The sequence below is a fragment of the Streptomyces sp. NPDC059454 genome, assembly GCF_042749965.1.
Lineage (GTDB): Bacteria > Actinomycetota > Actinomycetes > Streptomycetales > Streptomycetaceae > Streptomyces.
Genome location: NZ_JBHYVC010000062.1, coordinates 1 through 20,876 on the forward strand (window position 1 = coordinate 1; position 20,876 = coordinate 20,876).

At 70.0% G+C, this 20,876-nt stretch carries 14 protein-coding genes; 12 read left to right on the plus strand and 2 right to left on the minus strand.

Annotation, left to right across the window (positions count from 1 at the left end; translation table 11 throughout):
* Nucleotides 1–54 precede the first annotated feature (54 nt).
* Nucleotides 55–1,962, minus strand: a complete 1,908-nt coding sequence (gene typA, locus ACFXAE_RS29710) for a translational GTPase TypA (RefSeq protein WP_384720496.1) — start codon at nt 1,960–1,962, stop codon at nt 55–57.
* 441 nt (nt 1,963–2,403) lie between these two features.
* Here typA and ACFXAE_RS29715 point away from each other — a divergent pair, with 441 nt between their 5' ends.
* The 10 genes from ACFXAE_RS29715 to ACFXAE_RS29760 all read left to right on the plus strand — a co-directional run bounded on the left by ACFXAE_RS29715 (nt 2,404) and on the right by ACFXAE_RS29760 (nt 14,480).
* On the plus strand, nt 2,404–3,444 hold the full coding sequence (locus tag ACFXAE_RS29715; protein WP_384720499.1) for an ABC transporter permease: 1,041 nt from the start codon (nt 2,404–2,406) through the stop codon (nt 3,442–3,444).
* A gap of 113 nt (nt 3,445–3,557) precedes the next feature.
* The gene (locus ACFXAE_RS29720) at nt 3,558–5,357 is read left to right on the plus strand and encodes an ABC transporter substrate-binding protein (RefSeq protein ID WP_384720502.1); all 1,800 of its coding nucleotides are present in this window, start codon (nt 3,558–3,560) and stop codon (nt 5,355–5,357) included.
* Between the two features lie 113 nt (nt 5,358–5,470).
* Complete coding sequence (locus ACFXAE_RS29725; RefSeq protein ID WP_384720505.1) at nt 5,471–6,448, plus strand: ABC transporter permease; 978 nt, start codon at nt 5,471–5,473, stop codon at nt 6,446–6,448.
* 10 nt (nt 6,449–6,458) lie between these two features.
* Nucleotides 6,459–7,520: an ABC transporter ATP-binding protein gene (locus ACFXAE_RS29730; protein ID WP_384720508.1), complete on the plus strand. Its 1,062-nt coding sequence runs from the start codon at nt 6,459–6,461 to the stop codon at nt 7,518–7,520.
* 27 nt (nt 7,521–7,547) lie between these two features.
* Nucleotides 7,548–8,678, plus strand: a complete 1,131-nt coding sequence (locus ACFXAE_RS29735; protein ID WP_384720511.1) for an ABC transporter ATP-binding protein — start codon at nt 7,548–7,550, stop codon at nt 8,676–8,678.
* A 247-nt stretch (nt 8,679–8,925) separates the two neighbouring features.
* Nucleotides 8,926–10,554, plus strand: coding sequence for an ABC transporter substrate-binding protein (locus ACFXAE_RS29740; RefSeq protein WP_384720514.1), 1,629 nt, complete (start codon nt 8,926–8,928; stop codon nt 10,552–10,554).
* A 6-nt stretch (nt 10,555–10,560) separates the two neighbouring features.
* Nucleotides 10,561–11,484, plus strand: a complete 924-nt coding sequence (locus ACFXAE_RS29745; protein WP_384720517.1) for an ABC transporter permease — start codon at nt 10,561–10,563, stop codon at nt 11,482–11,484.
* The gene (locus tag ACFXAE_RS29750; protein WP_384720520.1) at nt 11,477–12,457 is read left to right on the plus strand and encodes an ABC transporter permease; all 981 of its coding nucleotides are present in this window, start codon (nt 11,477–11,479) and stop codon (nt 12,455–12,457) included. The genes ACFXAE_RS29745 and ACFXAE_RS29750 overlap by 8 nt, the downstream gene beginning before the upstream one ends.
* 6 nt (nt 12,458–12,463) lie before the next feature.
* Nucleotides 12,464–13,438 carry an ABC transporter ATP-binding protein gene (locus tag ACFXAE_RS29755; RefSeq protein WP_384720523.1) on the plus strand — a complete coding sequence of 325 codons (975 nt, stop codon included), beginning with the start codon at nt 12,464–12,466 and terminating at the stop codon, nt 13,436–13,438.
* Nucleotides 13,431–14,480 carry an ABC transporter ATP-binding protein gene (locus ACFXAE_RS29760; protein WP_384720526.1) on the plus strand — a complete coding sequence of 350 codons (1,050 nt, stop codon included), beginning with the start codon at nt 13,431–13,433 and terminating at the stop codon, nt 14,478–14,480. Before ACFXAE_RS29755 ends, ACFXAE_RS29760 begins: the two co-directional genes overlap by 8 nt.
* Before the next feature lie 100 nt (nt 14,481–14,580).
* Here ACFXAE_RS29760 and ACFXAE_RS29765 read toward each other — a convergent pair whose 3' ends face one another.
* Nucleotides 14,581–16,719: a prolyl oligopeptidase family serine peptidase gene (locus ACFXAE_RS29765; RefSeq protein WP_384720529.1), complete on the minus strand. Its 2,139-nt coding sequence runs from the start codon at nt 16,717–16,719 to the stop codon at nt 14,581–14,583.
* Between the two features lie 184 nt (nt 16,720–16,903).
* On the opposite strand from ACFXAE_RS29765, the gene ACFXAE_RS29770 reads away from it, so the two are divergent.
* Nucleotides 16,904–17,098, plus strand: coding sequence for a hypothetical protein (locus ACFXAE_RS29770; protein ID WP_030145837.1), 195 nt, complete (start codon nt 16,904–16,906; stop codon nt 17,096–17,098).
* Between the two features lie 224 nt (nt 17,099–17,322).
* Nucleotides 17,323–20,811, plus strand: coding sequence for a WD40 repeat domain-containing serine/threonine protein kinase (locus tag ACFXAE_RS29775; protein ID WP_384720532.1), 3,489 nt, complete (start codon nt 17,323–17,325; stop codon nt 20,809–20,811).
* The last annotated feature ends 65 nt before the right edge of the window (nt 20,812–20,876 follow it).

Genomic DNA, 20,876 nt, shown 5'->3' on the forward strand with positions numbered 1-20,876 from the left:
GCACACGCGTGAGCGGCACCCCCCCGCCGGGGGGGTGCCGCTCACGCGTCCGTGTCAGCCGTGCTTGGCGCGGCTCGCGGCGCGGGCGCGCTCGCGGGCGTCCAGGTTCACCTTGCGGATGCGGACCGCCTCCGGGGTGACCTCCACGCACTCGTCGTCGCGGCAGAACTCCAGGGACTGCTCCAGCGACAGCTTGCGCGGCGGGACGATCGCCTCGAACGAGTCGGCCGAGGACGACCGCATGTTGGTGAGCTTCTTCTCCTTGGTGATGTTGACGTCCATGTCGTCGGCACGGGAGTTCTCGCCGACGATCATGCCCTCGTACACCTCGGTGCCCGGGTCCGTGAAGAGCACGCCGCGCTCCTGGAGGTTGGTCATCGCGAACGCGGTGACGGCACCGGAGCGGTCGGCGACCAGCGAGCCGTTGTTGCGGGTCGTCAGGGTGCCGAACCAGGGCTCGTGGCCCTCGTGGATGGAGTGGGCGATACCGGTGCCGCGGGTCTGGGTCAGGAACTCCGTCCGGAAACCGATCAGGCCACGGGAGGGGACCACGAACTCCATGCGGACCCAGCCCGAGCCGTGGTTGGACATGTTGTCCATCCGGCCCTTGCGCACGCCCATGAGCTGCGTGACCGCGCCCATGTGCTCCTCGGGCACGTCGATCGTCATGCGCTCGACGGGCTCGTACGTCTTGCCGTCGACCTCCTTGGTGACGACCTGCGGCTTGCCGATGGTCAGCTCGAAGCCCTCGCGGCGCATCTGCTCGACCAGGATGGCCAGCGCCAGCTCGCCGCGGCCCTGCACCTCCCAGGCGTCGGGACGCTCGGTGTCCAGGACGCGGAGCGAGACGTTGCCGATCAGCTCGCGGTCCAGGCGGTCCTTGACCTGGCGGGCGGTGACCTTGCGGTCCTTGACGACCGCCTTGTTGTCCGCGCCCTTGCCGGTGGCGCCGCGGCCGACCAGCGGGGAGGTGTTGGTGCCGATGGTCATGGAGATCGCCGGCTCGTCCACCGTGATCAGCGGCAGCGGGACGGGGTTCTCGGTGTCCGCGAGGGTCTCGCCGATCATGATCTCCGGAATGCCGGCGACGGCGCAGATGTCACCGGGGCCGGCCTTCTCGGCGGGCTTGCGGGTGAGCGCCTCGGTCATCATCAGCTCGGAGATGCGCACGTTGGCGACGGACCCGTCGCGCTTCATCCAGGCGACCGTCTGCCCCTTCTTCAGCTCGCCCTGGTGGACGCGGAGCAGGGCGATACGGCCGAGGAAGTTGTCGGCGTCCAGGTTGGTGACGTGGGCCTGGAGCGGGGCGCCCTCGTCGTAGGTCGGGGCCGGGATGTGCTGCAGGATCGTGGAGAAGAACGGCTCCAGCGAGTCGGAGTCGGCCGGGACCGTGCCGTCCTCCGGCTTGGTCAGCGAGGCGACGCCGTCCCGGCCGCAGGCGTAGACGATCGGGAACTCGATCTGCTCCTCGTCGGCGTCCAGGTCGAGGAAGAGGTCGTAGGTCTCGTTGACGACCTCGTCGATCCGGGCGTCCGGACGGTCCGTCTTGTTGATGCAGAGGATGATCGGCAGCCGCTGCTGGAGCGCCTTGCGCAGCACGAAGCGGGTCTGCGGCAGCGGGCCCTCGGAGGCGTCCACCAGCAGCACCACACCGTCGACCATCGACAGGCCGCGCTCGACCTCGCCGCCGAAGTCGGCGTGGCCGGGGGTGTCGATGATGTTGATCGTGATGGGCTCCCCGCCGTCCTTGGGGTGGTACTTCACCGCCGTGTTCTTGGCGAGGATCGTGATGCCCTTCTCACGCTCCAGGTCGTTCGAGTCCATCATGCGGTCGTCGACCTGGTCGAGCTGGTGCGCGGCGAAGGCGCCGGCCTGCTTGAGCATGCCGTCGACGATGGTGGTCTTGCCGTGGTCGACGTGGGCGACGATGGCGACGTTGCGGATGTCGTGGCGCGTGGCCATATAAGGCGTACTCCCGGGATGCTGAGGAATGCCCCGCACGAGCGTCTGTGGTGTGCGGGCCCTGCCGGGCTGAACATGCCTCGGCCTCACCCCATGGTACGGGGCCGCCGCGCGGTCCGCCCTCGCGAGCCCGTGAACCCCCTGTGACTCACGAGGGTCGCGAAGAACTGTTCGCATATCGGTATGCGCGCGAACGCGTTTCGGACATGTAAACAAAAAGGTGTACCTAATTGTCCGGATTGCCGGTTTCTCTTCAGGGGTGTCAAGCGCGCGTAGGTGTCAATCTTTGCAATTTTCGCTCAAAATATGAACGGTAGGGAGATCCCTATGCCTTCCGCCCTTGACGCGCGTTGACTGTCTTGGCGAAAGTTCCCCCAAACCACAGAACCTGCCGGTATCTGTGCTGCGCTCAACTCTCCAACCCCCCGGGGGACGAACACGATGACCAGTCCAATCAAGGCCGAGGACTCCGGGTCCGCGGCTGTCTTGGACCCTGAGCTCGCGGCGACCACCGAAAAAACGGTCGCCGAGGGCGTCAAGCAGCCCGAGGGTCGTTCCCCCGGCCAGTTGATGTGGCAGCGCTTCAAGCGCGACCGTACCGGAGTCGTCTCCGCGTGTGTGGTGATTTTCTTCTTCGTGGCCGCCGCGTGCGCCCCGCTGATCTCGAAGGTGTACGGCAAGGATCCGTACACCCTCTACGGGCAGGAGAACCCTGAACTTCTCGACATGTTCACCATGCCGGCGAAGCCCTTCGGCGGCATGGACGGGGAGTTCTGGTTCGGCGTCGAACCGGGTCTGGGCCGTGACGTGTTCACGCAGCTGCTGTACGGCATCCGGACCTCACTCGCCACGGCGCTGGTCGCGACGCTCCTGATGACGGTGATCGGCGTGCTGATCGGCCTGGCCGGCGGCTACTTCGGCGGGAAGATCGACTACTGGCTCGGCCGGATCACCGACTTCTTCATGGCCCTGCCCAGCCAGCTGTTCTTCGTCGCCGCGATGCCGGTCATCACCACGGTGTTCGTCGCCCCGGACAAGGAGACGCCCACCTACGTGCGCACCTCCGCGATCATCATCGTCCTGTCCTTCCTGGGCTGGATGAGCATGGCGCGGATCGTCCGGGGCGCCGCGCTCTCCCTGCGCGACCGGGAGTTCATCGAAGCGGCGCGGATCTCCGGAGCCTCGCCCTGGCGCATCATCCGCAAGGAGCTGCTGCCCAACATCGTCACGCCGACGCTGGTGCAGGCGACGCTCATGCTGCCCGCCACCATCCTCAGCATCGCGTTCCTCTCCTTCGTCGGCGTGGGGTACGTCGAGCCCACGCCGGACTGGGGGCGGATGTTCGCCATCGGTGCCAACACCGTGGAGCAGGACCCGTACTACATGCTCTTCCCCGGAGTAGCCATGGTGATCTTCGTCGTGGCCTTCAACCTCCTCGGTGACTCGGTGCGAGACGCCTTCGATCCCAAGACGGGGCGCTGAGCCCACAGGGGAATCCCCCCACACTCTCGCCCGGCCGGTCCCCGGTGCCCTACGGCCCGGCTCCGGCCATGTACCAGCAGTGCCCACTACTACAGGCAGGTGGATCCGTCCCCATGAGCATCTTCCGTAACCGTGCCGCCACGGCCGCGATTGTCGCGGTCGCCGCCGGCGCCCTGACCCTCACCGCCTGCGGTGGCGGCGGCAGCGACTCCTCGGCCAAGGACAACAGCAAGAAAAAAGAGGACGCCAAGTCGCAGTCGAAGCCGGTGCAGATCGGTGACGTGAAGGCGTCGACCGGTCCGGCCCCCGAGATTCCGGGCGCCCAGCCGGGCGGCACCATGGCCGTCTACCAGGAGGACGACTTCTCCCACCTGGACCCGGGGCAGATCTACGTCTCGGACGGCAAGCTGCTCAGCCGCCTCATCTACCGCGGTCTGACCCAGTACTCCGAGGACGACCAGGGCAACCTGACCGTCGTGGGCGACCTCGCCACCGACGCGGGCAAGGTCTCGGACGGCGGCAAGACCTGGACCTACACCCTGAAGGACGACCTGAAGGACGAGAACGGCAACCCGATCAACTCGGCGGACATCCGCCACACGATCGAGCGCCTGTACTCCTCGTTCATCACCGACGGCCCGACCTACCTGCAGCAGTGGCTGTCCGGCGCCGGCACCACCTACCGCGACGCGTACGAGGGTCCCTTCAAGGGCAAGCACCTGCCGAAGGACGTCCTGGAGACGCCGGACGACAAGACGGTCGTCTTCCACTTCAAGGACGCGCAGCCCGACCTCGCGCAGATGCTGACCATGCCCGGTTACAGCGTCGTCCCGGAGGAGACGGACACCAAGGAGAAGTACGACTCCGACCCGGTCGCCACGGGTCCGTACAAGATCGCCGACTTCAAGCCCGGCAAGTCCATGAAGCTGGTCAAGAACACCGAGTGGGACGCGAAGTCCGACTCCGTGCGTCACCAGTACGTCGACGGTTTCGACATCTCGATGAACCACGACGACGAGGACCAGACCAAGACGCTCCTGGCCGACCAGGGCGAGGCCAAGAACGCGATGATGTTCACGGGCCAGGTCGCCACCACCCAGCTGCAGAAGGTGGTGAGCAACAAGGCGGCCATGAAGCGCACGATCCAGGGCTACGCGCCCTACGTGTGGCAGCTGAACTTCAACATGGACCGCGTCAAGGACAAGAAGCTCCGTGACGCCATCACCCTGGCGATGCCCTCCACCTCGGTCTTCAAGGCCGACGGCGGTGCCTACGGCGGTGAGGTCGCCAACTCGCTGACCTCGCCCACGACTCCGGGTTACAACGAGTCCTTCGACCCGTTCAACCGCTCGAAGAAGCCCAACGGCGACATCGAGGCCGCCAAGAAGCTGATCAAGGAAGGCGGCTTCGAGGGCAAGAGCCTCGTCTACGCCTACGCCAACACGCCGGTCCGTCAGCAGCAGGCCGTCCTGATCACCGACGCTCTGGAGAAGATCGGTCTCGACATCCAGAAGAAGGAGATCGACAGCGCCACCTGGTACGAGCAGGTCGGCAAGGTCAAGAACGGCTACGACCTGTACATGACCGGCTGGGGCCAGGACTGGCCGTCCGCCTCCACGGTCGTCCCGCCGCTCTACGACGGCACGCAGATCCAGGACGGTTCGTCGAACTACTCGCACATCAACGACGACCACGTCAACTCGGAGATCCAGCGCATCCTGAAGGTCACCGACACGGCTGAGGCCACCAAGGCGTGGACCGAGCTGAGCGAGTACATCGCCAAGGAAGTCAACCCGGCCGCCCCGATCTACTACACCAAGGTCTTCCAGATCTTCGGTTCGAACGTCGGCGGCATCCGCTACAGCTCCGACTCGAGCTACGTGGACGTCACCCGGGTCTTCCTCAAGAAGTAACCGCCGGCCCGGGATCCCGGTGGTGGGCGCGCGGCGGAGCGCCCACCACCGGGTCCCGGACGTCTCCAGACTTCCCCTCCGAATTGCCGCCGTCTTGAGAGCAGCTTCCTGCCATGCTTCCCTTCCTCATTCGCCGGACATTCGGCGCGGCGCTGATCCTGGTGTTGATCAGTGCGTTCACCTTCTTCATGTTCTTCGCGATCCCGCAGGACCCGGCGCTGCTGGCCTGTGGCAAGAACTGCACTCCGGACGCGCTGGAGATCATCCACAAGAACCTCGGCCTCGACCAGCCGGTCACCGTCCAGTACTGGAACTTCCTGATCGGCATCTTCGCCGGCCGTGACTTCGCCGTCGGCCACTGCGACGCCCCCTGCTTCGGTGTCTCCTTCGCCAACAACCAGAACGTCTGGGACACCATCCTCGACCGTTTCCCGCTGACGCTCTCGCTGACCGTCGGCAGCCTGCTGGTCTTCCTGATCGTCGGTCTCGGCGCCGGCATGCTCGCCGCCAAGTACCGCGGCACCTGGGTGGACAAGACCTTCAGCTCCGGCTCGCTGGTCGTCAGCTCGATGCAGATCTACTTCCTCGGCCCGCTGGTGCTGCTCGGCCTGGTCTACAGCACCGGATGGCTCGACAAGCCGAAGTACGTGCCCTTCTCCGAGGACCTCGGCGGCTGGTTCATGGGCCTGCTGATCCCCTGGGTCGTCATGGCAACCATCTTCACCGCCAACTACACTCGTATGAGCCGGTCGTCGATGATCGAGCAGCTCCAGGAGGAGCACGTCAAGGCGGCCCGCGCCAAGGGCATGTCGGGCAACTTCGTCTTCTTCCGCTACGCCTGGCGCGGCTCCCTCATCCCCATCATCACCATCCTCGGCATCGACCTGTCCTCGCTGCTGTCGGGCGGCATGGTGACGGAGCTGACGTTCGGTCTGGCCGGGCTCGGCCGGCTCGCGCTGGACTCCGTCATCGACAAGGACCTGCCGATGCTGATGGGCGTCATGCTGGTCAGCGCCGCGCTCATCATCTTCTTCAACCTGATCGTGGACGCCCTGTACGCCGTCATCGACCCGCGCGTGCGTCTGTCCTAGGAGAATCACCGTGACCACTCAGACCAAGCCCGAAGAGGCCGCGGCCGCCGCCGCGGGGGAAGCCTTCCTCTCGGTGCGCGACCTCAAGGTCCACTTCTCCACCGACGACGGCATCGTCAAGGCGGTGGACGGCCTCTCCTTCGACCTGGAGCGCGGTAAGACCCTCGGCATCGTGGGCGAGTCCGGCTCCGGCAAGTCGGTGACCAACCTGGCCGTCCTCGGCCTGCACAACCGCAAGAAGACCGCCATCGACGGGTCGATCACGCTGGACGGCCAGGAGCTGACCACGGCCGCCGAGAAGCAGCTGGAGACGCTGCGCGGCAAGAAGATGGCGATGATCTTCCAGGACGCGCTGACCGCGCTGTCGCCGTACTACACGATCGGCCGCCAGATCGGTGAGCCGTTCATGAAGCACACCGGCGCCTCCAAGAGGGACGCCCGGGTGCGCGCCGTCGACCTGCTCCAGAAGGTCGGCATCCCGCACCCGCAGAAGCGGGTCGACGACTACCCGCACCAGTTCTCCGGCGGTATGCGGCAGCGGGCCATGATCGCCATGGCGCTCTCCTGCGACCCGGACCTGCTCATCGCCGACGAGCCGACCACGGCGCTCGACGTGACGGTGCAGGCGCAGATCCTCGACCTGCTCAAGGACCTGCAGCAGGAGTTCGGCTCCGCGATCATCATGATCACCCACGACCTCGGTGTGGTCGCCAACATGGCCGACGACATCCTGGTGATGTACGCCGGCCGTGCCGTGGAGCGCGGCTCGGTGCGCGAGGTGCTCAAGTCGCCTCAGCACCCGTACACGTGGGGCCTGCTGGGATCGATGCCGCGGCTCTCCGCCGACGTGGACGAGCCGCTGATGCCGATCCCGGGATCGCCGCCCTCCCTGCTCAACCCGCCCTCGGGCTGCCCGTTCCACCCGCGGTGCGGCTTCACCGACAAGGTCTCGGGGGAGCGTTGCTCGGGCGAGCGCCCGCTGCTCGGCCCGGGGCGCGGAGCCGCCTGCCACTTGACGGTGGAGCAGCGGCAGCAGGTCTTCATCGAGACGATTCAGCCCCGGCTGGGCTGAGCGGAAACCGGCGACTGGGGCATCACCATGAGCGACAACAGCAAGACGACCACAGCGGTCGCCGACACGGACCCGCAGCAGCGGGACGGTGACAGCGCACCGCTGCTGAAGGTCAGTGGTCTGACGAAGCACTTCCCGATCAAGGGCGGCTTCCCGATCCGGCGCACCGTCGGCGCGGTCAAGGCCGTCGACGGCGTCGACTTCGAGGTCTTCCCCGGGGAGAGCCTCGGCCTCGTCGGCGAGTCCGGCTGCGGCAAGTCGACGACCGGCCGGCTGCTGACCCGGCTGTACGAGCCGACCACGGGCAGCATCGAGTACAAGGGGAAGGACATCAGCCGGGCCGGCCGCAGGGAGCTGGCGCCGATCAGGTCCGAGATCCAGATGATCTTCCAGGACCCGTACGCCTCGCTGAACCCGCGGCAGACCGTGGGCACGATCATCGCGGGCCCGATGGAGATCAACGGGATCAACCCGCCGGGCGGCCGCGAGAAGCGGGTCCGGGAGCTCCTGGAGATCGTCGGTCTCAACCCGGAGCACTACAACCGCTTCCCGCACGAGTTCTCCGGCGGCCAGCGCCAGCGCATCGGTGTCGCGCGTGCCATCGCGCTGGAGCCGAAGCTGATCGTCGCCGACGAGCCGGTCTCGGCCCTCGACGTGTCGATCCAGGCCCAGGTGGTGAACCTGCTGCAGGAGGTGCAGCGGGAGATGGGGATCGCCTTCGTCTTCATCGCCCACGACCTGGCGATCGTGCGGCACTTCTCGCAGCGCGTCGCGGTGATGTACCTCGGCAAGATCGTGGAGATCGCGGACCGCGACTCGATCTACAACCGGCCCCGTCACCCGTATACGCACGCGCTGCTGTCCGCGGTCCCGAACGCCGACATCGACGCGGAGAAGCGGGAGCGCATCCGTCTCGAGGGCGACGTGCCCTCGCCGATCTCCCCGCCGTCCGGCTGCCGGTTCCGCACCCGCTGCTGGAAGGCGCAGGACAAGTGCGCGACGCAGGAGCCGCCGCTGGTCCGGATCGACGGCAGCAAGCCGGGACACCTGACGGCCTGCCACTTCCCGGAGGAGCCCACAACCGAGGCCCGCGCCGAGGACGTGGTGATGGACCCGGGGCTGAGGGCCCTGGAGGCGGGCGGCGCGTCCAAGGTCTGACGCCGCTGGAGAAGGGCGACGTGGCCAAGGCCTGACGTCGGACCCCGAAGGCACTCGGGGCACGGGTGCGGGAGCGCAGGACTCCCGCACCCGTGCCCTTTTGGCCGCCCTCTTCGGGCGTCTCATACGTACATACGGCTGGAGTCACCCTCGTACAGGTGCCGTACATGTGCGTGATGCACCCTTTGCGTCGATATTGGCGTGAAGGATCGGCGCACGTACTCAGTCCATGTACGAGGAGGCACCCATGCGCGGAGCCACGCACGCCCGATGGGCCGTCTGTGCGGTGGCGGCCGCCCTCGCCGCGACCGCCTGCGGGGGCCAGGGCAGCGGCAGCGGTGACGCCGGTGCCGTACTGAGCGCCTCCTGGGGCGACCCGCAGAACCCGCTGGAGCCGGCCAACACCAACGAGGTCCAGGGCGGCAAGGTCCTCGACATGATCTTCCGGGGGCTGAAGCGCTACGACCCGGTCACCGGTGAGGCGAAGGACATGCTCGCCGAGAGGATCGAGACCTCCGACTCGCGGAACTTCAGGATCACCGTCAAGGACGGCTGGACCTTCAGCAACGGCGAGAAGGTCACCGCCCGGTCCTTCGTCGACGCCTGGAACTACGGCGCGAGCCTGAAGAACAACCAGCGCAACGCGTACTTCTTCGGCTACATCGAGGGCTACGACGAGGTCCACCCCGAGGACGGCGGCAAGCAGAGCGCCGGCACCCTCTCCGGGCTGAAGGTGGTCGACGACCGCACCTTCACCGTCAGGCTCACCCAGAAGTTCTCGACCTTCCCCGACACCCTCGGCTACAACGCCTTCGCCCCACTGCCCCGCGCCTTCTTCGACGACCACGACGCCTGGGTGAAGAAGCCCGTCGGCAACGGCCCGTACCTGGTCGACTCGTACATCCGCGGGGCACAGATGGCCCTGCGCACGTGGGCCGACTACCCCGGTCCCGACAAGGCGCGCAACGGCGGCGTCGACCTCAAGGTCTACACCGACAACAACACCGCCTACACCGACCTGATGGCCGGCAACCTCGACCTGGTCGACGACGTCCCCGCCGCCCAGCTGAAGAACGTCAGGAACGACCTCGGCGACCGCTACCTCAACACCCCCGCCGGCATCATCCAGACCCTCGCCTTCCCCCACTACGACGACGTCTGGAGCAAGCCCGGTTCGGAGAAGGTCCGCAGGGGCCTGTCCATGGCGATCGACCGCAAGCAGATCACCGACACGATCTTCCATCGGACCCGCACCCCCGCCACCGACTGGACCTCGCCCGTCCTCGGCGAGGACGGCGGCTTCCGGGAGGGCCTGTGCGGGGAGGCCTGCGCGTACAGGCCCGCCGAGGCCAGGAAGCTGATCCGGGAGGGCGGCGGGCTGCCCGGCGGCAAGGTGACGATCACCTTCAACGCGGACACCGGCTCCCACCGCGAATGGGTCAACGCCGTCTGCAACTCCATCAACAACGCCCTGGACGACGAGCGGGCCTGCACCGCCGAACCCGTCGGCACCTTCGCGGACTTCCGCGGCCGGATCACCGACCGTGAGATGAGCGGCCCGTTCCGCGCCGGCTGGCAGATGGACTACCCGCTCATCCAGAACTTCCTCCAGCCGCTCTACTACACGGGCGCCTCCTCCAACGACGGCAAGTGGTCCGACAAGGAGTTCGACGACCTCGTCGACCGGGCCAACCGGGAGACCGACCCCGCCAAGGCCATCAGCCTGTTCCAGCAGGCCGAGGAGGTCGTCCGCGACCACATGGCGGCCATCCCGCTCTGGTACCAGAACGGCAGCGCCGGCTGGTCCGAACGGCTGTCCGACGTCAAGCTCAACCCCTTCAGCGTCCCCGTGTACGACCAGATCAAGGTGAGCTGACCGGCCATGGGACGCCATGTCCTCCGGCGGCTGCTCCAGATGATCCCGGTGTTCGCCGGAGCCACCCTGCTGATCTTCCTCATGGTCAACGTGATGGGCGACCCCATCGCGGGCCTGTGCGGCGAACGGCGCTGCGACCCGGCGACGGCCGCCCGGCTGAAACGGGAGTTCGGCCTCGACAAGCCGGTCTGGCAGCAGTACCTGACCTACATGGGGAACGTCTTCACCGGCGACTTCGGCACGGCCTTCAACGGCCAGGAGGTCACCGAGCTGATGTCGACGGCGTTCCCCGTCACCATCCGCCTCACCCTGATCGCGATCCTCTTCGAGATCGTCGTCGGCATCACCCTCGGCGTGGTCACCGGACTGCGCCGGGGCCGCCCCGTCGACACCGGCGTCCTGCTGCTCACCCTCGTCGTCATCTCCGTGCCCACCTTCGTCACCGGCCTGCTGCTCCAACTGCTGCTCGGCGTGAAGTGGGGCTGGATCCGTCCCTCGGTCCCCGCCGAGGCGCCCTTCGGCGAGCTGCTCCTGCCCGGCCTGGTGCTGGCCTCGGTCTCGCTGGCGTACATCACCAGGCTGACCCGTACCTCCATCGCCGAGAACCGGCGCTCCGACTACGTCCGCACCGCCGTCGCCAAGGGCCTGCCCCACCGCCGGGTGGTCGTGCGGCACCTGCTGCGCAACTCCCTCATCCCCGTGGTCACCTTCATCGGCGCCGACATCGGCTTCCTCATGGGCGGCGCGATCGTCACCGAGCGGATCTTCAACATCCACGGCGTCGGCTACCAGCTCTACCAGGGCGTCCTGCGGCAGAACACCCAGACCGTCGTCGGCTTCGTCACCGTGCTCGTGCTGGTGTTCCTGGTCGCCAACCTCGTCGTCGACCTCCTCTACGCCGTACTGGACCCGAGGATCCGCTATGCCTGAGCAGCACTACGAACCCGAGCCCGTCATCGCGGGAGCCGGAGGGGGCGGCACCATCGACCTGGGCGTCGAGGAGGCCGGGATCCCGGAGAAGCGGCCAAAGGGCCCGGACGGCCCCCGACCGCGGGACCGGCCCCGCTCCCTGTGGTCCGACGCCTGGCGCGACCTGCGCCGCAACCCCGTCTTCCTCGTCTCCGGGGTGGTCATCCTCTTCCTCCTCCTCATCTCCCTGTGGCCGTCGGCGATCGCCTCCGGCAGCCCCCTCGCGTGCGACCTGTCCAAGGCCCAGGAGGGCGCCCGGGCGGGCCATCCCTTCGGCTTCGACGGCCAGGGCTGCGACGTCTACACCCGGACCGTCCACGGCGCCCGTACGTCCGTCGCCGTCGGCGTCCTCGCCACCCTCGGCGTCACCGTCCTGGGCGGTGTCCTGGGCGCCCTCGCCGGGTTCTTCGGCGGCGCCCGGGACGCGGTCCTGTCCCGGATCACCGACGTCTTCTTCGCCATCCCGGTCGTCCTCGGCGGGCTGGTGCTGCTCTCCGTCGTCACCAGCAACACCGTCTGGCCCGTCATCGGCTTCATCGTGCTGCTCGGCTGGCCGCAGATCTTCCGCATCGCCCGCGGCGCCGTCCTCACCGCCCGGCAGAACGACTACGTCCAGGCCGCGCGGGCCCTCGGCGCCTCCCACGCGCGCCTGATGCTCCGGCACATCGCGCCCAACGCCGTCGCGCCCGTCATCGTCGTCGCGACCATCGCGCTCGGCACGTACATCGCGCTGGAGGCCACCCTGTCCTACCTCGGCGTCGGCCTGAAGCCGCCCAGCGTCTCCTGGGGCATCGACATCTCCGCCGCCTCCCCGTACGTCCGCAACGCCCCGCACGCGCTGCTGTGGCCCTCCGGGGCCCTCGCGATCACCGTCCTGGCGTTCATCATGCTCGGCGACGCGGTGCGCGACGCCCTCGACCCGAAGCTGAGGTGAGCCGCCGTGCTGCTCGAAGTGCGGGATCTGCACGTGGAGTTCCACACCCGGGACGGGGTCGCGAAGGCCGTCGACGGCGTCAGCTACGGCGTGGAGGCGGGCGAGACGCTGGCCGTGCTCGGCGAGTCCGGCTCCGGCAAGTCGGTGACCGCGCAGGCGGTCATGGGCATCCTCGACACCCCGCCCGGCCGGATCACCGGCGGCGAGGTCGTCTTCCGGGGGCGGGACCTGCTGAGGCTGAAGGAGGACGAGCGGCGCAGGGTCCGGGGCGCCGAGATGGCGATGATCTTCCAGGACGCGCTGTCGTCGCTGAACCCCGTGCTCTCCGTCGGCGACCAGCTCGCCGAGATGTTCACCGTGCACCGGGGCATGTCGCGCAAGGACGCGCGGGCCAGGGCCGTCGAGCTGATGGACCGGGTGCGCATCCCCGCCGCCCGGGAGCGGGCCGGGCAGTACCCGCACCAGTTCTCCGGCGGCATGCGCCAGCGCGTCATGATCGCGATGGCGCTGGCCCTGGAACCCGCCCTGGTCATCGCCGACGAACCGACCACCGCCCTCGACGTCACCGTCCAGGCCCAGGTCATGGACCTGCTCGCGGAACTCCGGCGCGAGCTGCGCATGGGCCTGATCCTCATCACCCACGACCTGGGCGTGGTCGCCGACGTCGCCGACCGCATCGCCGTGATGTACGCGGGCCGGATCGTCGAGTCGGCGCCGGTGCACGACCTCTACAAGGCCCCGGCGCACCCGTACACGAGGGGCCTGCTGGACTCCGTCCCCCGCCTGGACCTCAAGGGCCGGGAGCTCCACGCCATCAAGGGCCTGCCGCCCAACCTCACGCACATCCCGCCGGGCTGCGCCTTCCACCCCCGCTGTCCGCGGGCCCGTGACGTCTGCCGCACCGACGAGCCACCGCCGTACGAGGTCTCGGCGACGCGGGGGAGCGCCTGCCACTTCTGGAGGGAGTGCCTGAATGACTGAGCCGGTCCTGGAGGTCCGCGGCCTGGTCAAGCACTACCCGCTGACGCGGGGCGTCGTGTTCCGCAAGCAGGTCGGCGCCGTGCGGGCGGTCGACGGAGTGGACTTCGCGCTCGGCCGGGGCGAGACGCTGGGCATCGTCGGCGAGTCCGGCTGCGGCAAGTCCACGGTCGCGAAGATGCTGGTCAGCCTCGAACGTCCGACGGCCGGTTCGATCCGTTACAAGGGCGAGGACATCACCAGGCTGTCGGGCCGGGCGCTCAAGGCCGTACGCCGCAACGTCCAGATGGTGTTCCAGGACCCGTACACCTCCCTCAACCCCCGTATGACGGTGGGCGACATCGTCGGGGAGCCGTACGAGATCCACCCCGAGGCGGCCCCCAAGGGCGACCGGCGCCGACGGGTCCAGGAGCTGCTGGACGTCGTCGGCCTCGACCCGGAGTACGTCAACCGCTATCCGCACCAGTTCTCCGGCGGCCAGCGCCAGCGCATCGGCATCGCACGGGGGCTGGCGTTGCGCCCCGAGGTGATCGTCGCCGACGAACCGGTCTCCGCGCTGGACGTGTCGGTGCAGTCCCAGGTCGTCAACCTGATGGACCGGCTGCAGTCCGAGTTCGGCCTGGCGTACGTGTTCATCGCGCACGACCTGTCGATCGTCCGGCACATCTCCGACCGGGTCGGGGTGATGTACCTGGGGCGGATCGTGGAGACCGGCACGGACACCGAGATCTACGAGCACCCCACGCACCCGTACACCCAGGCCCTGCTCTCCGCCGTGCCCGTACCGGACCCGGAGGCCCGGGAACACCGCGAGCGGATCATCCTCAGCGGCGACGTCCCGTCCCCGGCGGACGTCCCCTCCGGCTGCCGCTTCCGCACCCGCTGCTGGAAGGCGCGGGAGCGCTGCGCGCTGGAGGTGCCGGAGCTCGCGGTGCCCTCCTGGTCCGGCGCGGCAGGGGGGCCGGCGGCGCACGCCTCGGCCTGTCACTTCGCGGAAGAGAAGGTGCTGGTACCGGTGGAGAGACACGGCAACGGGCCGGGGTGACATGGCGCACCCCGGCCCGCTCACGGCACCCGCACGGCCGTACGCCGATCAGCGTGCCGTGTCCGTATATCGGTACCGCTTCGGTGAAGTTGCCTGTGCGTTAACGCGGTTCGTCCCCGTTCGTGAGGCCCAGTGACCGCTTGAGGAAGCCGAGCTGGAGGCGGAGCAGGTTCTCGGCGACCTCCTCCTGCGGCGTCATGTGGGTGACACCGGACAGGGGCAGCACCTCGTGCGGGCGGCCGGCCGCCAGCAGCGCGGAGGAGAGGCGCAGGGAGTGGGCGACCACCACGTTGTCGTCCGCGAGGCCGTGGATGATCATCATCGGGCGGTGCGGTCCGGCGGCGTCGACCAGGCCCGCGTCGTCGATCACCGAGTTGCGGCGGTAGACCTCCGGCTGCTCGTCCGGGTGGCCGACGTAGCGCTCCTGGTAGTGGGTGTCGTACAGGCGCAGGTCGGTGACCGGGGCGCCCACCACCGCCGCGTGGAAGACGTCGGGGCGGCGCAGGGCGGCGAGGGCCGCCAGGTAACCGCCGAAGGACCAGCCCCGGACGGCGACCCGGTCCAGGTCGAGCGGGAAGTCGGCGGCGAGCGCCTGGAGCGCGTCCACCTGGTCCTGGACGACGACGGCGGCGATGTCGTCCCGGACGGACTTCTCCCAGGCGGGCGAGCGGCCCGGCGTCCCGCGCCCGTCCGCGACGATCACCGCGAACCCCTGGTCGGCGAACCACTGCGAGGTCAGATGCGGGTTGTGGGCGGCGAGCACCCGCTGCCCGTGCGGGCCGCCATAGGGGTCCATGAGCACCGGCAGGGGGGTGTCACCGGCGTAGTCCCGAGGCATAAGCACGGCGCACGGAATGCGGCGTGCGCCCCCCTGGGTCAGGGTCACGCGGGGGGACATACCAGGGTCTTCGGCGTACGAGGGGACAGTCGCCGTCGGTTTCCCGTCACGCAGCACCTGGACCCGGGAACCTGGCCGGTCCGCAGTCGCGGAGACGAGTACGGTCACACCCCCGGCGCGTACCGCCGAGTGCACACCGGGCTCCTGCGAGACGCGCTCCACGCCGAGTTCGTTCACCCGGTAGACGTGCACCTCGCCGATCTCCGGAACGGCCGCCTCCGTGCCCGCCGACGCCGAGACCAGCACGTCGTCGGCGGAGACGTCCAGTACGGCGCGGATGTGCAACTGGGCTCCGGTGAGCGGTCGTTCACCGACGGCGAGTCGTCGCGCGCCCCCCTCGTCCGCGATCCGCACCAGCTGCCCGGAAGGGCTCCAGCACGGCACCCCGGGGAAAAGTTCCAGCCAAATCGGATCTTCGTCGGCGTGCACCATCCGGGTCGCCCCGGAGTCCGGGTCCACGGCCAGGATCAGCGCGGCGCGCTGGTCGCGCGCCTGGACGAGCAGCAGCGGGGCACCCGCCGCTGACCAGTGCACATGTGCCAGATACGGGTAGCGCGCACGGTCCCAGGAGACCTCGGTGCGCGTCCCGTCGAGGCCGGTCACGAACAGCCGGACGTCCGCGTTCGGGGTGCCCGCCGCCGGATACGCCACCCGCTGCGGCTCCCGCTCCGGATGCGCCGGGTCGGAGATCCACCAGCGCCGTACCGGCGTGTCGTCCACGCGCGCCACCAGCAGCCGGTCCGACTCCGGAGCCCACCAGAAGCCCCGTGAGCGGCCCATCTCCTCGGCCGCGACGAACTCGGCCAGACCGTAGGTGACGCCCTCCGACTCCGGGGTCGCCAGCGCCCGTTCGTCCGCCCCCTCGGCCTCCACGACACGCAGCGCACCCCGGGAGACGTAGGCGACGTACCGCCCGTCCGGCGACGGACGCGGGTCGATCACCGGTCCCGGTACGGGCAGTTCACGTGCCGTCCCGGCCCGCAGTTCGGCCGTGAAAAGCCGCCCTGACAAGGCGAAAGACGCCAACTCGACGGCCGCGTCGGTGGCGTAGCCGACGATGCCGGCACCGCCTTCGCGGCTCCGTTCGCGCCGCGCCCGCTCCTCGGCGGAGAGGTTCTCCAAGGCCCCGCCCAGGAGGGCGCGCGGGTCGGCCGCCACGCGCTCCCCGCCCCCTTCCGTATCGAGGACCCACAGCGAATTGGCCCGGTCCGTACCGGAACCGGAGCGCAGGAACACGACACGCGAGCCGTCGGGAGCCACGCTGAACGAACGCGGCGCGCCGAGCGTGAAGCGCAGGGTACGGGCGTGCCGTCGGGGGAAGGAGTCGGTCTCGGTCGTCATGCCATGACCATATTGGCCATGCGCCCCCTTGTGCGGCCGTGCGCCGACCGATGCGCACGTACGGATAGTTATGATCTTTAGCGCATAGTGGGTATGAACCTGCTGGCTGCTGTGTCGCTTTACCTGCCCCCATGTTCCTACGTCCCCCTACCCCGCGCCCTGGGACCTTTGGAGGTGAACCGCCGTGGCACTCTCGATTTCGGCGGTGGTGCTGCTGGCGATCATCGTCTTCTTGCTGGTCAAGAAGTCGGGCCTGAAAGCAGGGCACGCAGTGGTGTGCATGCTGCTCGGCTTCTACCTCGCCTCGTCGACGATCGCCCCGACCATCAGCGAGCTGACGACGAACATCGCGGGGATGATCGGCAGCATCAACTTCTGAGCCGCCCCGTCTTCCGGCCGGGCCCCGAGGCACCTCCCGGGACCCAGCCGGAGTCCACGTCCCGCCCGTCCTCCCCTCCCGCCTCCCCGCATCGGACTCCGTGGGCTTCGGACCGGCGACGCCCGAGGGGGCGGACGCGTGTCCGCTCCGTCCCGCTCTCCGCCGTGGCCGGACGCCGTGCCGTCGGCAGCCCGGAGGGCGGGCCGTGAGGGAAGGGTGAGGCAGTGGGGGAGTGGCGCGTCGGAGACGTGGTGGACGGGCGGTACGAGGTCACGCGGGTGCACGGACAGGGGGCCATGGGGCTCGTCCACCGGGTGCGGCACCTCGGGTGGGACATCGATCTCGCCGTGAAGAGTCCGCGGGCGGACGTGTACCGGGACGCGGAGAAGCGGGCGCGGTTCGTCACCGAGGCCGAGGAGTGGGTGGCGCTCGGCCTGCATCCGAACGTCTGCGCCTGTTACTACGTCCGCACGCTGGACGGGGTGCCGCGGGTGTTCGCCGAGTACGTGTCCGGCGGCAGCCTGCGGGACCGGATCGCCGACCGGAGCCTGTACGGGGGAACGCCGCGCGAGGCGTCGGCCCGTGTCCTCGACCTGGCCGTGCAGTGCGCGCGAGGCCTGGAGCACGCGCACCGCAAGGGCCTGGTGCACCAGGACGTCAAGCCGGCGAACGTCCTCGTCGGGGACGGTGTCGCGAAGGTGACGGACTTCGGGCTGGCGCGGTCGTGGCACAGCGGCCGGCGGACCGCCGGCCGGACCGCCCGCCAGGGCACCGGAACGGACGCCGGGCAGGGTGCGCCCGTGGCGCGGCCGGAGGGGGAGGCCGGGACCGACGGGGCGTCCCCCGCGAGCGTGCTCGTCACCCGTCTCGGTATGACGCCCGCCTACGCGTCCCCCGAGCAGTTCCGGGGGCATCGCGTCGGACCGCCCAGCGACCTGTACAGCTTCGCCGTGTCCGTCCTGGAGATGTTCGTCGGCGACGTCACGTGGTTCGCGGGTCCGGTCGCCGGTGAGACCCTGGCCGGCCTGCGGGTGTCGGGCGGATACGCGGTGCCCGTGCCCGAGGACGTCGCGGCGTTGCTCGCCCGGTGCCTGTCGGTTGATCCGGCCGACCGGCCCGGTTCGATGGCCGAGGTGGCCGCCGGTCTGGTGGCGTCGTACGAGAGGCTGACCGGACGCCCGTATCCCCGTCCCGCGCCCGTCCCGGCCGAACTGCGCGCCGACGAACTGAACAACCGTGCCCTGTCGTTGCTCGACCTCGGGCGTCCGGCCGAGGCGGCGGAGGCGTTCGAGCGGGCGACGGCCGCCGACCCGCACCATCCGGCCGCCCACTACAACGCCGGTCTGCTGCGCTGGCGGCGGGGCGAGATCACCGACGAGCACCTGGTCGCCACCCTGGAGGCCGCCTGGACCGCCGCTGCCGTCGTCGCCGCGAACACCGCGAACACCGCGAACACCGCGAACGCCGTGCCCGCCGCCGCCGCCGCCGGCCGCCTGCTGGCCCAGGTCCACCTGGAACGCGGCGACATGCCCGCCGCCCGCGCGCTGCTGGAGCAGCGGCCCGACGACCCGGACGCGGCCGACGCGCTCCGGGCGGCCGGGTCGGGACGCGTGGTGGACGCGCGCTGCGTCGAGGTGACGCCGGTGCCCTGGCAGTCGTATCCGCGTGAGCGGATGACCGACCGGGACCACGTCGCGAAGGAGATCCGGATCCGGTTCGGTCCACGGGCGGGGACCGTGCTGACCGGGAGCTGGGACGGCACCGTACGGCTGTGGTCCGTACCGGACGGCGCCTGCCTGCGCGTCGTCCGGGCCCACGAGAAGGCGGTGGGCTCGGTGGACGTGAGCCGCGACGGGCGGACCGCGGTGTCCGTCGGTCCGGACCGGGACGTCCGGCTCTGGGACCTGACCGACGGACGGTGCCTGTACGCGGCCGATTTCCCCCCGCCCGCGGAGGGCGGGTTCACGGTGGCGCCGGTGCGGCTGACCCCGGCCGGCCGGGCGGTGTTGTTCGGGACGAACCAGGGGACGGTCATCGGGGTCACCCTCAGCGGCGGCACGCTGCGCTCCGTCAACCGGCCGGGCGGGGCCGACGAGCCGGTGCACGCGCTCGAGGCCGCCCCGGACGGCCGCTGGGCGCTGGCCGGCGGCACCGGTGGCACACTCCAGCTCGTCTCCCTGACCGACGCCTCCGTGCGCCTCCTGCACGGCGGCGATTCCTCGTTCGTGTGGTCGGTGTGCTTCGGCGCGGACGGCCGCCGCGCGCTGAGCGGGCACGGCACCGGCGCCATCCACCTGTGGGACGTGGACTCGGGCCGCCTGCTGCGTACGCTCCGCGGGCCCCGGCGCGCCGTCCGGTCGCTGGCGCTGAGCGCGGACGGCCGTTCCGTACTGTCCGGCTGGGACGACCACGCGGTGCGGTACTGGGACCTGGACACGGGCCGGTGCCTGCGCACGTTCAGGGGCCATCGCGGTCCGGTGACCGCCGTGCGGTTCTCTCCCGACGCCCGGTACGGGATGTCCGCCGCACAGGACGACACGCTGCGGCGGTGGGCGTTGCCCGGCGGGTACACCGCCCCGCCGCACCTCAGCCGGCCCCGTCCCCCGGTCGAACTGTCGGGCCTCGGCGAGCGGGTCGACGCCCTCGTCGCGGAGGCGGAACGTGCCCTGGCCGACGGCGACACGGCGCGCGCACTCGACCGGCTCACCCTCGCCCGTTCGGTCCCCGGCCACGAGCGTGCCCCGCGTCTCCTCGCCCACTGGCGGCGGCTGGAGGCCCGCACCACGCGCGTGGGCCTGCGCACGGCCTGGCCGGCCCACGAACTCACCGGCCACACCGCGTACATCACACGGATCGACGTCTCCGACGACGGCCGACTCGCCGCGTCCGCGAGCAGCGACCGCACCATCAGGCTGTGGGACCTCACCGCCGCGCGGTGCGTCGGCGTGCTGACGGGCCATACGCACCTGGTGGAGGAGATCGGCCTCAGCCCCGACGGGAGCCGCCTGCTGTCCCTCGGCCGGGACCGGACCGCCCGCCTGTGGGACGTGGCCTCCGGGACGTGCCTGCGGGTGCTGGACAGGGATGCCTACGGCGCGTCGGCCCGGCTGCTCCCCGACGGCCGCCGCGCGCTCATCGGCGGCCCGGGCCGGAAGCTGCGGCTGTGGGACGTCGAGGACGACCGGCCGCTGCGCGCGTTCGACGGCCCGGAACTCTCGGTCAACGCCGTGTGGACCGCCGGTGACGGCCGGCTCGCCGTCACCGGGGGCGACGACAAGGCCGTCCGCCTGTGGGACCTCGACAGCGGCCGGTGCCTGCGCGTCATGACGGGCCACACCCGCGCCGTGCGGTCGGTGTGGCTCAGCCCGGACGGCCGCCACGCCCTCTCGGGCGGCGACCACCGCGAACGCGCCCGGCGCCTCTGGGACACGACGACCGGCGCCTGCCTGGGGGTCTTCGACGGCTACTCCTCCTCCGGCGCCCGCCTCACCGCGGACGGCCGCTTCGCGGTGTGCGACAACCGGGGAGGGATCGAGGTGTGGAACGTCCGCACGGGGCGCTCCTCCCCCCTGCCCGACACGAAGGGGGACAGCCCGCTGGCGGCGGTGCCGGTGCCCGACGGCCGGTACGTCGTCTGCGGCGACTCCGCCGGGACCGTACGGGTGTGGGAGATCGACTGGGAACTGGCCGCCGACGGCGGCCGGAGCGGGTGATCCTCGCGGAAGCCGGTGGACCGGCCCACGGCCGTACGGGCCGGGTGCACCGACGTGTGCTCACC

What these genes read in the sequence shown, in the direction of transcription:
- ACFXAE_RS29740 (WP_384720514.1), top strand. Translation starts at nt 8,926, where the DNA reads ATGCGCGGAGCCACGCACGCCCGATGGGCCGTCTGTGCGGTGGCGGCC.
- ACFXAE_RS29735 (WP_384720511.1), top strand. Translation starts at nt 7,548, where the DNA reads ATGAGCGACAACAGCAAGACGACCACAGCGGTCGCCGACACGGACCCG.
- ACFXAE_RS29720 (WP_384720502.1), top strand. Translation starts at nt 3,558, where the DNA reads ATGAGCATCTTCCGTAACCGTGCCGCCACGGCCGCGATTGTCGCGGTC.
- typA (WP_384720496.1), bottom strand. Translation starts at nt 1,962, where the DNA reads ATGGCCACGCGCCACGACATCCGCAACGTCGCCATCGTCGCCCACGTC.
- ACFXAE_RS29725 (WP_384720505.1), top strand. Translation starts at nt 5,471, where the DNA reads ATGCTTCCCTTCCTCATTCGCCGGACATTCGGCGCGGCGCTGATCCTG.
- ACFXAE_RS29750 (WP_384720520.1), top strand. Translation starts at nt 11,477, where the DNA reads ATGCCTGAGCAGCACTACGAACCCGAGCCCGTCATCGCGGGAGCCGGA.
- ACFXAE_RS29760 (WP_384720526.1), top strand. Translation starts at nt 13,431, where the DNA reads ATGACTGAGCCGGTCCTGGAGGTCCGCGGCCTGGTCAAGCACTACCCG.
- ACFXAE_RS29765 (WP_384720529.1), bottom strand. Translation starts at nt 16,719, where the DNA reads ATGACGACCGAGACCGACTCCTTCCCCCGACGGCACGCCCGTACCCTG.
- ACFXAE_RS29715 (WP_384720499.1), top strand. Translation starts at nt 2,404, where the DNA reads ATGACCAGTCCAATCAAGGCCGAGGACTCCGGGTCCGCGGCTGTCTTG.
- ACFXAE_RS29745 (WP_384720517.1), top strand. Translation starts at nt 10,561, where the DNA reads ATGGGACGCCATGTCCTCCGGCGGCTGCTCCAGATGATCCCGGTGTTC.